At 70.5% G+C, this 12865-nt stretch carries 9 protein-coding genes; 5 read left to right on the forward strand and 4 right to left on the reverse strand.

The window, feature by feature from the left end:
- Positions 1 to 134 precede the first annotated feature (134 nt).
- Genes ACWDR3_RS05970 through ACWDR3_RS05985 form a run of 4 tightly spaced genes read left to right on the forward strand, consistent with a single transcriptional unit; the run spans position 135 to position 4807 of the window.
- Positions 135 to 1544, forward strand: coding sequence for an extracellular solute-binding protein (locus tag ACWDR3_RS05970; protein WP_450351123.1), 1410 nt, complete (start codon positions 135 to 137; stop codon positions 1542 to 1544).
- Positions 1541 to 2512 carry a carbohydrate ABC transporter permease gene (locus tag ACWDR3_RS05975; protein ID WP_450351125.1) on the forward strand — a complete coding sequence of 324 codons (972 nt, stop codon included), beginning with the start codon at positions 1541 to 1543 and terminating at the stop codon, positions 2510 to 2512. The genes ACWDR3_RS05970 and ACWDR3_RS05975 overlap by 4 nt, the downstream gene beginning before the upstream one ends.
- Positions 2513 to 2525: 13 nt before the next feature.
- Positions 2526 to 3413 carry a carbohydrate ABC transporter permease gene (locus ACWDR3_RS05980; protein WP_450351127.1) on the forward strand — a complete coding sequence of 296 codons (888 nt, stop codon included), beginning with the start codon at positions 2526 to 2528 and terminating at the stop codon, positions 3411 to 3413.
- Positions 3410 to 4807: a glycoside hydrolase family 32 protein gene (locus ACWDR3_RS05985; RefSeq protein ID WP_450351129.1), complete on the forward strand. Its 1398-nt coding sequence runs from the start codon at positions 3410 to 3412 to the stop codon at positions 4805 to 4807. The genes ACWDR3_RS05980 and ACWDR3_RS05985 overlap by 4 nt, the downstream gene beginning before the upstream one ends.
- 368 nt (positions 4808 to 5175) lie before the next feature.
- Here the strand turns inward: ACWDR3_RS05985 and ACWDR3_RS05990 are convergent, their stop codons facing one another.
- Positions 5176 to 6240 (reverse strand): LacI family DNA-binding transcriptional regulator, encoded by a 1065-nt coding sequence (locus tag ACWDR3_RS05990; protein WP_450351223.1) that lies wholly within the window; start codon positions 6238 to 6240, stop codon positions 5176 to 5178.
- Between the two features lie 162 nt (positions 6241 to 6402).
- Entirely contained in the window at positions 6403 to 7623 is a 1221-nt protein-coding gene (locus tag ACWDR3_RS05995) for a metallophosphoesterase (RefSeq protein WP_450351131.1), read from the reverse strand.
- 116 nt (positions 7624 to 7739) lie between these two features.
- On the opposite strand from ACWDR3_RS05995, the gene ACWDR3_RS06000 reads away from it, so the two are divergent.
- The gene (locus ACWDR3_RS06000) at positions 7740 to 8573 is read left to right on the forward strand and encodes a DUF429 domain-containing protein (protein ID WP_450351133.1); all 834 of its coding nucleotides are present in this window, start codon (positions 7740 to 7742) and stop codon (positions 8571 to 8573) included.
- A gap of 77 nt (positions 8574 to 8650) precedes the next feature.
- Here ACWDR3_RS06000 and ACWDR3_RS06005 read toward each other — a convergent pair whose 3' ends face one another.
- The gene (locus tag ACWDR3_RS06005) at positions 8651 to 11206 is read right to left on the reverse strand and encodes a hypothetical protein (protein ID WP_450351135.1); all 2556 of its coding nucleotides are present in this window, start codon (positions 11204 to 11206) and stop codon (positions 8651 to 8653) included.
- A gap of 95 nt (positions 11207 to 11301) precedes the next feature.
- Complete coding sequence (locus ACWDR3_RS06010) at positions 11302 to 12843, reverse strand: hypothetical protein (RefSeq protein ID WP_450351137.1); 1542 nt, start codon at positions 12841 to 12843, stop codon at positions 11302 to 11304.
- Positions 12844 to 12865 lie beyond the last annotated feature (22 nt).

Genomic DNA, 12865 nt, shown 5'->3' on the forward strand with positions numbered 1-12865 from the left:
CTGTAGACCTAACTCGATAAAGGTCAAGAGGCCTAACTCGTTAAAGGTCAACCGTTCCCGACCCTTGACAGGCTCGCCGCCCGGTTCCCATCATCTGGGCATCACCCCTGAACTAACACGAGTTAGGCCCGTTGATGACTGACTCGCACATCCCTCGCCGCACGCTGCTGCGGTACGGCGCGTACGGGGCCGGCGCAGCCGCCCTCGCCGGGACCGCCGCGAGCTGGGACCGGCTCACGGGAGCCGACATCCCCGGCCGTGACGACGGCTCGCTCGTCGTCGCCACCCTCGGCTCCGCCTTCGACCCGGCCACCGTCGACGCCCTCACCAAGGGCTTCCACCAACTCCACCCGGACATCCCGCTGCGGGTGAACGCGGTGCAGGCCGTCGACTGGTCGGACTTCTTCGCGAAGATCCTCACCCAGATCGCCGCGGGCACCGCGCCCGACCTGGTGTATGTGGCCACCGAGGGCGTGCAGTTGTTCGCCCAGAAGCTCGGCGTACCCCTGGACCGCTGGGTGCGGCGGGACGCGGCGGAGCTGCGCGAGTACTTCGCCGACGTCCACCCCTCGCTGGTCGAGTCGATGATGTACGAGGGGCACCTCTACCAACTCCCGCTGGAGTTCAACGCCGCCGACATCTACCTCAACAAGCAAGTGCTGAAACGGGCGGGCGCGGGGTTCCCGGCGGCCGACTGGACCCGCGACGACTTCACCGCGCTGCTGCGGGAGATGAAGCGCGCCGGCGACGCGCACTTCACGCCGTACTTCTGGACCAACCGGCTGTGGGGCGGCGTGGTCCCCTGGCTCTTCGCGAACGGCACGAACCTGCTCAAGGAGTCGAAGGCGCCAGGCGGTTCATGGCTGTGGGACTCCTTCTACCCGGCCGCCGATCGGCAGGGCCGCGGCGGAGGCTTCCGCTGGAGCACCCCGCAGGCCACCGCCGACCGGGTCGAGGAGGCGTACGACTATCTCGCCTCCCTCGTCCAGGAGGACCTGTGCACCCGGCCCGAGGGCGGCAACGGCAGCAATCTGGTCGGCGTGTTCTCCACCGGCCGCGTCGGCGTCACACCGGCGGGCGGCTTCTGGGCGGGCGGCCTGCATCTGGCCGGCATGCCGGCCGCCGACTACGACGTGCAGTACTTCCCGCGCTGGCGCACCCAGCGCCACCAGTTCGGCGCGGCGGGCTACGCGCTGCTGCGCACCTCCAAGAAGCAGGAAGCCGCATGGGAGTTCATCAAGTACGCGGCCCGCAAGGACACCATGACCCGGCTGTTCCAGGGCAACCAGACCACCCCGGCCCGCCGTTCGATGCTGAACGCCGCACGCTACGCCGAGACTGGCCCGGCGCACTGGCAGGTCTTCTACGACACCCTCGACCGGTTCCCCGACACCGGCCCGATCCCCGCGCCGCCGCAGGTCGCCGAGGTGACCGACGTCCTGCTCAAGTACACCGGCACCGCGCTGGCCTCGCCGCGTGCGGTCGGTCCGGCGCTGCGCAGGATGCAGGGCGACCTGGAGCAGGCCATGGAGCGTGAGATATGACGAACACTCAGGTCCCCAACTCCGAGGCTCCGGGCGTACGTTCGCGGCCCGCCACGCCATCAACTGCCGTCGCCGTACGGCGGCCGTCCGTCCGCGACCGCGGCTCCCGGCTGCTGGCCGCGTTGTTCCTGGCGCCCACGGTCGTCGGCATCGTCGTCTTCACGGTCGTGCCGATCATCGGGTCGATCGTGCTGAGCCTGTTCCACTGGAACGTGATCGACCCGCCCCGTTTCGCCGGCGGCGCCAACTACCGCACCACCTTCACGGATTCGACCGTCCTGGTCTCCTTCCGCAACACGCTCGTCTTCATGGTCCTCGCGGTCGCGCTGCAACTGCTGATCGCGCTGTCGCTGGCGCTCGCGCTCAACGGGCGGATGCCGGGGTGGCTGCGATCGGTGTTCCGTTCGGCGTTCTTCTTCCCGCTGGTGCTGTCCGCCGCGTCCATCTCGGTGGTGATGAAGTACCTGTTCAACCAGGACTTCGGGGTGGTGAACTGGCTGATCGGCCTGGTCGGTGTCGCGCCCGTGCCCTGGCTGACCTCGGAGCACGCGGCGATGGCCACGGTGATCCTGGTCTACGTATGGCAGCAGTTCGGTTTCTCGTTCCTGCTGTTCGTCGGCGGTCTGAACAACATCCCCAAGGAGATCCACGAGGCCGCCGCCCTCGACGGCGCGACGGGCCTGCGCAAGCACCTCGGCATCACGCTGCCGCTGCTGTCGCCGACGCTGCTCGTCGCGTCGGTGGTCGGCATCATCAACGCCCTCCAGGTCTTCGAGCAGCCCTACGTCCTCACCGACGGCGGACCCGGCGACGCCACCCGCACCGTGGTGATGGTCATCTACGAACGGGCCTTCGAGCAGCTCGACTTCGGCGAGGCATCCGCGGTGGGCGTGCTGCTCTTCGTGCTGATCATGGCGGTCACCGCCCTCCAGTTCCGGCTCAGCCGGCGTTTCGTCCACTACCAGTGAGCCGGTGAGCCGCATGAGCGCTGTGAGCCAAGCAACCCCGACCCTGAAAACGACCCCGACACCGACCCTGAGCCGAGTACGTCATTCACTCGCCCCCTGGACCCGGATCGCCGCGCTGACCGTGTGCGCCCTGCTGACACTGGGCCCGGTCATCTGGACCGTCTCCACCTCGCTGCGCACTCCGGCCCAGTCCTTCGACCTGCCCCCGCAGATCGTCCCGACGCACCCGACGACCGAGGCCTACCGCGGGGTCTTCGATCAGATCGACGTGTGGCTGCTCGCCCTGAACTCCACTCTCGTGACGGCGCTGATCGCCGTAGGCCAGATGATCACGGCGGGCCTGGCCGGATACGCGTTCGCGCGCCTGGAGTTCCGCTTCAAGAAGCCGCTCTTCGGCCTGGTCCTGGCGACCATGATGGTGCCGTTGCAGGTCACCATCGTGCCGGTGTTCCTGGTGCTGAAGTCGATGGGCCTCACGGACACGCTCCTGGGCCTGATCATTCCCGCCTTCCCGACGGCCTTCGGTACCTTCCTCATGCGCCAGTACTTCCTCGGTATGCCGAAGGACCTTGGCGAGGCGGCCATGCTCGACGGCGCGGGGCCCTGGCGGATCTTCCGCTCGGTGTACGCGCCGCTGGCCGCGCCCGGCCTGGCGATCGTCGGCGTACTGGCCTTCAACTACCACTGGAACGAGTTCTTCCGCCCGCTGATCCTGGAGACCTCCGGCCAGAACTACACGCTCCCGCTGGGTCTGGTCTCCCTGCAGGGCAACCTCGGCACCGGGTCCATCTCCGTCGTCCTCGCCGGTGTCGTCCTCTCGATGCTCCCCGCCCTCGCCGTGTTCGTCGTCGGCCAACGCCCTCTGCGTGAGGGCATCACCTCGGCAGGAGTCAACCGTTGAGCCATGACCCCAACGCACCGCGTTTCAGGGTCCGTCCGCCCGCCGGCTGGATCAACGACCCCAATGGGCCGTTCCGTTGGCGGGACCGTTACCACCTCTTCTACCAGCACAACCCCGACGCACCGGTGCACGCGAACGTCCACTGGGGGCACGCCTCCAGCACCGACCTCGCGCACTGGGAGCACCACCCGATCGCGCTCACGCCGACGCCCGGCGGCCCCGACGAGGCCGGCTGCTGGTCGGGCTGCGTGACCGACGACGCGGGCACACCGACCGCCGTGTACACGGGAGTTGACCGTACTCACACCGGACTCGGCACCATCTGCCTGGCGCGGGCGACGGACCCGGACGACGAGTTGCTGACCGAGTGGAAGCCGGTGCCGACGCCGGTGGTGGCAGGTCCACCGCCGGGACTGGACGTGGTGATGTTCCGCGACCCGTTCGTCTTCCACTGCGCGGGCAGACGCTGGGCCCTGGTCGGGGCCGGGCACGCCGACGGCACGCCGTCGGTCCTGCTCTACGACTGCGACGACCTGACGGACTGGCGGTTCGCCGGTGTGCTGCTGGACGGAAACGACCCGGTCGCGGCTGGGGTGTTCGGCGACAAGTCGGTGGGCTGGGAGTGCCCGCACCTGTACCGGACTGCGGGCGACGAGTACGTACTTCTGGTGTCCCTGTGGGACGGGGATCCTTGCTCCACGGGGTATCTGACGGGTCGTCTGGAGTCGGATGGACAGGGCGCGTTGAGATTCGATCCGCGCGTCGGCGGTCGGCTCGATCAGGGGCGGGACTTCTACGCTCCCGCCGTGCTCCAGGAACCGGACCGCGCACTGCTGTGGGGCTGGTCGTGGGAGGCCCGCGAGCAGGAGGAGACGGATCGGACCGGATGGGCGGGCGTGCTCACGGCACCTCGGGTGGTCGACGTCCACCCTGACGGTTCGCTGCGGGTGAGTCCGGCTCCGGAACTCGAACTGCTGCGCCCGGCCGAGCCGTTCGTCACCGAGCCGCCGGGCCGGGTTCCGCTTCCGCAGTCGTACGACCTGACGGTCACCGCGTCTGGACCGACCACGGTGAGCCTGCTCCGGGACGCGGCGGGGCGGGAGTTGACGGTCCGGGCGGATCCTGGCGCGGGGACTGTCGTCCTCGACCGCGCGGCCTGGCCCCGGACTGGTCCGGAAGGCTCCGCCCCGATCACCGTGCAGGTGCCGAAGGGGCCGGAACTCGCGCTCCGGCTGCTCGTCGACGGCTCGCTCCTCGAACTCTTCGTCGGGGAACGGGCCATGGTCACGGAGCGCGTCTACCGGCGCCATGACGACATCGCGGAGTTGGTTGTCGATGGGGCGGGGGTTCGGGTCACGGGGTGGGCGCCGCCGGACCCAGGGAGGCGCGGCTGAGCAGGGGCAGAGCAGGCCCGGGACGGGCGCCCAGGTGGCTGGACCCGCGGAGGTGCGGTTGCCCAGAGTGCAGGCCACACGCGGGCCGGGCGCCCGGGGCATGGGTGGGCGCCGGCCCCACCGAGGCCTGGCTGATCACAGGGCAGGTACGCATGGGCCGGGTGCCCGGGTCACGAGGTCGGCGCCGGACCCACGGAGGCCAGGCTGACCACGTACGAGCCAGGCACCTAGGTCACCGCGTGGGCGCCGGCCCCACCAAGGCGCGGCTGATCACAGGGCAGGTCACGCACGGGCCGGGTGCCCGCGCCACCAGACGGGCGCAGGCCCCACGGAGGCCAAGCTGACCACGTACGAGTCAGGCACCCAAGTCACCGCAAGGGCGCCGGCCCCACCGAAGCCCGGCTCACCACCGGACACGCCAGCCGCCGGATCGTCGCCGGCGGCGTACGGCCCGCCTCGATGGCGTCCAGGAGCAGTCGGGTCGCCGCCTCGCCCATCGACCGGTGCGGCAGTGCGACCGAGGTGAGTGGTGGGGTGAGGAACGCGGCCATGTGCTCCTGGTCGTCGTATCCGATCACGGACAGGTCGGCGGGTACGTCGATCCCGAGCCGGGTCGCGGCGTGCAGGACGCCCGCCGCGACCCGGTCGTTGTAGCAGAGGACGCCGGTGGGGCGACGGTCCGGCTCGACCCCGTCGAGCAGGCGCAGCGCACCCGCGTAGCCCGCGGAGATCTCCCCGCCGCCGCGCACGATCCACTCCTTGGGCACGGTCACGCCCTCGGCGCGCAGCGCGTCGCGGAAGCCGCGGGTGCGTTCCGCCGAGGCGATGTCGTCCAGGCCCCCGATCACGGCGAGCCGGCGGTGGCCCGCGCCGAGCAGCAGCCGGGCCGCGGTACGGCCACCGGCGCGCTCGGCCGGGACCACGGCGGGCAGGGAGTCGTCCTCGGGCAGGCAGTTGGCCAGCACGGAGTGGGTGCGGTGCAGGCCCTCGGGGACACGCACCCGGCGCAGCGACATGGCCGCGTAGATGATGCCGTCCACGCGCCGGTCGAGCAGTTCCGCGACGGCCGCGTCCTCCTTGGCCGGGTCGCCGCCGGAGTCGACGGTGAGGACGAGATGGTCGCTGTCCCAGGCGGTCTCCATGGCGCCGCGCAGCAGCCGGCCGGCGAACGGCGAGGACGCGATCTCATCGGTGACCAGCCCGATCACGGCCGTACGGCGACGGCGCAGACCGCGGGCCACCGGGTCGGGGCGATAGCCCAGCTGGGTCGCGGCTTGCCGGATGCGTTCCTGGGTGGCGGGCGAGAGGTTGCCCTCGGCCCGGCCGTTGAACACGAAGGACACCGCGGTGTGCGACACACCGGCGAGCCGGGCGACGTCCCGAGACGTCGGGCGCCCGGTGCCCGTGCTCCCGCTCTCCTCGGCACCACCCACGCCGTCCGCCGCCCTCACCCAGCCCGTCCCTGTCGATCACCGTCCACCCTATCGGCGGGGAGCGCCACGGCACATGGCGTGGGCGTCGGATGTGATCACCGGAGTCTCCTGGTCGGGCTCTTGGCGCACCCGCTCCAGGCGAATGTCTCGGCCCGCCTACTCCTACGGCGACGTCGGCACGTGCGGGGAGCGGAGCACGAGCAAGGTGATCTCGCTGGGGGCGAAGACGCGGAACGGTGGGCCCCAGAAGCCGGTGCCGCGGCTGGTGTAGAGGAGGGTGCGGTCGCCGTGCCGGCTGAGGCCGGCGAGGGCGGGCTGGTCGATGCGGACCAGGTGGTGGAAGGGCCAGATCTGGCCGCCGTGGGTGTGGCCGGAGAGCTGGAGGTCGATGCCGTCGGCGGCCGCCCGGTCGACGAACTTGGGCTGGTGGGCCAAGAGCAGGACGGGCAGCTCGGGGTCGGCGCCGCTTAGGGCTCCGGCGAGGTGGGCGCGGTGGCCCGGCAGCCCGGAGGACTCGGCGGTGACGTCGTCCACGCCGGCGACCACGAGGGTGTCACCGCCGCGTTCGAGCAGCACATGGCGGTTGCGCAGCGGCTCCCAGCCCAGCTCGCCCATCAGGTCGACCCAGCCCTGGGCCTCGCTGTAGTACTCGTGGTTGCCGGTGACGTAGACCCGGGCGTGGACGGCACGCACGGTGCCGAGCGGGACGGCCTGGGCGCGGCGGCGTTCTGCCGTGCCGTCCGCGATGTCGCCGGTGTGGCAGACCAGGTCGGCTTCCAGGGTGTTCACCGTCTCGCACACCCGCTCCGACCAGCGGGCGCGGTCGAGCGGGCCGTAGTGGGTGTCGGTGATGAGGGCGACCCGGAGGCCGTCCAACCCGGCACCCAGCCGCGGGAGTTGGACGTCGAGGCGGCGCACGCGTGGCACGCGGCGGGCTTCGGCGTACCCCCAGGCGAGCAGTACGGCGGTGGTGCCGAGGACGGCCCAGGTGACGATGCGGGCGCGGTCCTGGCTCTCGCCTACGCCGGCCACGGTCAGGGCGAGCCGCAAGAAGACGCCGAGCAGAACGGACCAGGTGAACAGCACCCAGCTGCCGCCCAGCAGGCTGTCACCGACGATCGCAGCCCAGTCCTGCTGGCGCCGGCCGTGGCCACGCCCCATCGCGAGTGGCATCCCGACGAGGCCGATGACAAACAGACCCGTGCCGACCAGTGTGACGGGCAGCGGCCAGTGCTGGCCGGCGTACAGGAGCACCCAGCAGGGCACGGTCCACAGCAGCACGGGGGCGATCAGGGGGAGGTAGCGCATCAGGCGGAGCAGTGGGCTCCGCCGCGGAGTCCGCACTTCGCCGTCGGCGGGTCGGGTGTCGCTGGTGTCGGTCACGCTTCCCCTCTCTGACCAGGCCGCCGCCTCGTCTCTCTGAGCGGGCTGCCGTCTCGGCACTGTATCCGGTCGTGCTCGGGCCACCTCACGGGCCGGTTCTCTGGTACCACCGACCCATGGGCATTGAGCGGTTCATCGGCGTCGACCTCGCCTGGGCGCAGGAGGGAGGCCGCGCCAAGGTCAACGAGACCGGTGTGGCCGCCATCGACGGGCGCGGTGTGGTGATCGACTGCGGCTGGACCTCCGGGCTCGACGAGACCATGGCCTGGATCAGCAGGACAGCCGTCGACGGCTCGACCCTGGCCTTTGTCGACGCGCCGCTGGTCGTCGACAATCCGGCCGGCCAGCGGCCCTGCGAGCGACAAGTCGGTCAGCGGTACGGCCGGTGGAAGGTGAGCGCGAACAGCACCAACCTGAACTCTCGCCGTCGGGGCGGAGTGCTGTTGAGGGCCTTGATGCAGGAGTCCGGCTGGGTCTACGACGACGGCAGGGGCGGACCGCCGACGGGCGGGCTGGTCTTCTCCGAGTGCTATCCGTACACGACCTTGGTCGGCGCGTCCGAGTTGGGCTACGACCAGGAACGCCCCACCTACAAGCGTCCGCCCGCCCGGGTCCCGAAGGCGCGGTGGCGAGCAGTCCGGGCGGAGGCGTGCGACAAACTGATCGCGCGTATGGCGGGCCTGGCCACCGCCGATCCGCCCCTGCTGCTCTCCTCCCACGCGGTGTCCCGCCGGCTGGTCGAGGAGCCCTCACCTCAGCTCGAAGCCGACTACAAGCATCGGGAGGACCTCATCGACGCGCTCCTCTGCGCGTGGACGGCCGCGCTGTGGTCCCGGCACGGACTGGCGCGCTGCCAAGTCCTGGGCGCGGACAGCCTCGTACCCCTCGGATCCGCTCCTACGATCATCGCGCCCGCCCGGCCTGAGCAGACGCGCGGCCGGGCGAGCTGAACCGACGGGAACGCAGGGGCCGTTCACCGGGGTGGTGTGCTTGGTGTTCGGTCCGTGGTCGGTGCTCTTCTCTCTCCTCAACCGTTCTCTGCGAACAATCGCCGAATCAACTCCGGGTAGGGCACGCCCACTTCGGAGAGGATGCTCCTCAATGCCTCGGGAGCGCCCTCCCGGAGCTGGGTCGGCTTGCCGATGCGGCCGGGTACCGCGGCCAAGTCGCCGCCGCTGAACCGTGATTCGGGGGTGGCCGGGGGACGGATCTGGTAGGTGCGCCAGACGCGTGCCGGGGGATTCAGGAGGACCAGGTGAGGGGCTGCCCAGGCGACGAAGGCCCAGCGGTTCCTGCTCCGGGCCCGGACGAGCACACCGTTCGGATGGTGCCGCCCGAGTCGGTCGGCGGCTCGGGCCACGACGGGGACCGGGTTGCCGAAGGAACCTGTGATCTCCCAGAGCCCGTCCTCGTACGACGCCTCCCAACCCGCCGCGGAGAGCTCCGCGACGACCTCCGCCTGGGGGTCGTCCTCCCGGGCCCGGGCAATGAGCCGTTCCACCTCGCTCCAGGGCGCGACGCGGGCGAGCGCCTGCTCCGGCGGGATCATCAGATCCTCCGCCTGAGCGGGCTCGGCACGCGCGATCATGTCCTTGCCGTTCTGCCATGCGCGGGCGGCCAGCACATCGTGCTCACCGCCCCCGGTGAACGTGGCGTCCTGGCTCAGGAGTGTCATCACCACGGCCGCGACCGCGTCCAGTCGGCGCCGGGTCTCGGGTGGAGCCTGCTGGTCCCCTTCGCTCGGGCCGTCCTTGGGACCGAGTGTCTCAAGCAGACGGCTGAGGCCTTCGCGCCAGCTCTGGTCGTTCTCGTCCCAGACGCCCGCGGCGAGGAGCTGGACATACAGGTTCGCCACGACGAGCCGTAGCGGTAGCGGCGAAGGCGAGCCGCCGGAGGGGGTCAGCGTCTCCACCCAGCGTCGGATCCAGGTACGGCAACGGGCCCGCTGCTCAGGCGGAATGTGGGGAGCGACAGCCGCGCTCGCGGTGAGCGGCTCCTCGTCCTCCGCTTCGTCCTCGTACGCCGTGTCGTTCTCCTCCGCCCCGCTGCCGGTGACCGCCGACACGACCCACCGGGACGACGGTGCCTGTGGTAGGCCGATCTGCAACGCACCGAACGCGAGATCGGTCAGCGGTGCCCCGATCATCCGACGGCAGTCCGCGACGTACGCGTCCCAGCGGTCGACCCCGCTCAAAGCGACCGAGCCCGCCGGGGCAGCGGGCGCCGGGCTCACCCGGGGTGTGGACATTCCGGCCGTGAGCTCGCGCAGGCGCAGCAGGTCGGTCTCGAAGCGGCGCGCGGCACGTTCGTCGGCGAACAGCACCTGCGCCGTGTAGTCGTAGCGCAGGCGGGGCCCGTTGTCGGCTCCGTGGCGGCGCGCGCAGTGCACGGGGCTGTAGACGAAGACGACGGGCGACTCGACGGTGCTGCCGTCCGGTTGGACACATGTGGCGCGGACCGCGGCACCCGGGACCTCGGGCTGCGGGAAGGAACAGGCCGATTTCTGTGGGGGGATGGGGCCGATCTCCGTCCATGAGCCCGGCGATCCGTCGAGGGACGTGCTGATCACGACGGGTGTCGTCCAACTGCGGGCCAGGGAGACGTGCAGGCCCTCACTGTCCGTTTTCGCGCCGAGCAGGACGAGTCCTCGACCGTTGGAGGTGAAAGGCCGGATGGTGCGGCCCATCAGGGTTGCGAGCGGAGCGATGCGGCCTTCCTCGGGGAGCAGCGGCTGAGTGTCGGCGGCGAGTACGGCGAGCTCGCAGTTGCCGCCGGCCCTCGTACTTGTGCACAGCGCGGCTCGGGTGAGGTTGGGGCTTCCGGTGAGGGCATAACGGCGGCCGCCGGTCTGCCATTCGACGAACTTGCCGTGGCGCATCCGTGTCTCGTCGAGAAGTCGGATCTGCGCGGCGGAGCCACCGAGTGCCGCCTTGATCGTTCCGGCGTCGTAGCTCGACCAACGGGGCTGCAGACCGAGGGTGACACGGCGCGGGACCAAGCGGTCGACGAGCGCGCTCAAGGCGTGGCCGGCCTCGTCGACGAACGGGGCGTACGCGTGGAGTTCGTCGACCGGGCCGAGCGGCAGTTGGTCCAGCAGACCTTGACGGAGGTTGTGCAGCAGCCGGGGACCGCCTTCCGGTCCGGCGGGAGCGTTGACATGCCGCTCGGTCAGGAGAGCTGCCAGTTCCGCGAGGTGACTCGCCGACCAGGGTGCCAGGCTCACGGCGGAGGGCAGTTCGTCCAACCAGTCGGCGAGGTCGGCCAATAGTGCGTGGGAGTCGTCCTCCTCGGTCTCCACCACGGTCCACAGTTCGTCGTTCGCACCCCAACCGGACAGCGTCGGATTCCCCGAGCCCACTGCCAGCCGACAGGCGTGTTCGCCGACCAGCAGCACGACCTTGGGGTGGAAAGCACCACGGCAGGTGGCCAGGCCGTGCAGATAACCGCGGCCCGCCATGCGTACGTCGACCGGATCGTGGAGGCCTTGGGCCGCGTCGCCGATCACCGCGGTGCGGGCGCCCAGACCGCGTGCGACGGGAATGGCGACCTTCTCCAGGAAGGAGAGATCGACCGTGAATCCCATGAAGAGAGCTTCATGCAGTGCTTGTTGATCCTCGCGTTCGGCCCATTCGCGCAACAGCGTGACAGGGGAGGCGAATCGGGTGTGCTGTACCGCGCTCACCGGTGCGTCTCCAGGATCCGTCGGCCGCTCTCCGTGACGGTGTGACAGCCGTCCTGAACTGCGAAGAGCCCCAACTGCTCTGCGAGGACGCCCAGTTGCGGGATACGTGTGCCGATGTCGGAGTCTCCTTCGTCACCCGTCTTGAAGTACCGCTCATTGCGAAGATGCAGCCGGGAGAAGATCTTCAGCCCGCCCGTCGCCGGGTCGGTGCGCAGCTTCGCGAGGGCGACTCGTCGGGACTGGGCGAGCATGTCGTCGACCAGCCGGCCGGCCAGATCGCGCACCGGCCGGTCGATGTAGTCCTTGATGAGCCCGTCTATCCACGTCGGATCCAGGAACTCGGCCGAACGCCGTTGCCGCCCCAGGAAGACGGCACGTACGTCGTCGGGCAGATGCCCCTCCCGGGACCGCAGCGCCCCCACGATCAGCAGTCGTACATTCGTCATCGGGGCGTCCCCGCCCGGCGCCAGGAGCTCTCGTTCGGCCGGCATCAACTGGCCTGCCGCGTTCTTGAGTTGGGGAAGATCGCCCAGCATCCCCCGCACATCCCCGTCCGGGGCCTCTCGCGCCAGCCAGTCGCGCAGTTCCTCGGCCGACCGGTCGGCCTCGCCGTCCTTGGACCCGATACCCGAGACCAGCGCTGCCCACAGCCGACGCCAGGCGCCGACGGAATAGTGACGCAGCAGCGTTCCGCGCCAACCCGCTGTCTCAGGGATCGCCGCCAGGACAGGATCCGTGGTCATCTCCTCGCCGAAGGCCACGGCGGAGCGCAGTGTCTCCTGATACCCGTCGCCGTCCTGGCCGTGGAGTTCGATCGCCCGGGCGAGGGTACGGAGGGTCGCGCGTCGGGTGCGGTCGGACGCCTCCCAAGCCATCGGCACGTGGGCTCCTGCGGCGTCGGTGGCGGTCAACACCTGTGTCAACCACGCCTGTTCAGCCGGGCAGGGGACGCCGAGGGCCGCCTGCCCCGCCGTTTCCAGAGCCGCGAAGGGCACGACCTCGCGCGAGGCGAGAGACAGCAGCGGGGCGAAGAGCTCCTTGACGGCGGCAGGACACGCGTGGCGCCCGGGCCTGAGCGCTCCCTCCCGGACATCCACCGTGCCGAGCACCATGGCGGGCCCGCCGTACTGATCCCAAAAGCCCCAACGGCGGGGCGAGTACGACTGGTTCAGCTGTTCCTCGTCGGCAGCTCGCGCGAGCTCCAGTTCATCCGCGCAGAAGCGCCGTACCCGATCGACCCCATGAGCGGACCATGTCTGCCCGCTCTCCGTCTGGTGGTGCTGGAGCGCCGCCAGCAGTACCTCGCCCCGGCGTACCAACCGGCGACACGCGGCGACGTCCAAGGCGTTCTCCTGGGCATGCGCCGCCATCGCCGCGTACATCGAGTGGTAGCGGACGTACCGGGTCACCGTGGACACTCCGGGAACCAGACGGTCGACTGCCCGCATGACCGGGCCTTCCACCGCCAGGGGGTACCGCCCCGACCGCACCCCCAGACCGTCGAGCGCCCATGCCGGGCCACGGACGTCCGTAGTCACTTGCCACCCCTTGTCGGCTGCC

Source organism: Streptomyces sp. NPDC001002 (genome assembly GCF_053599215.1).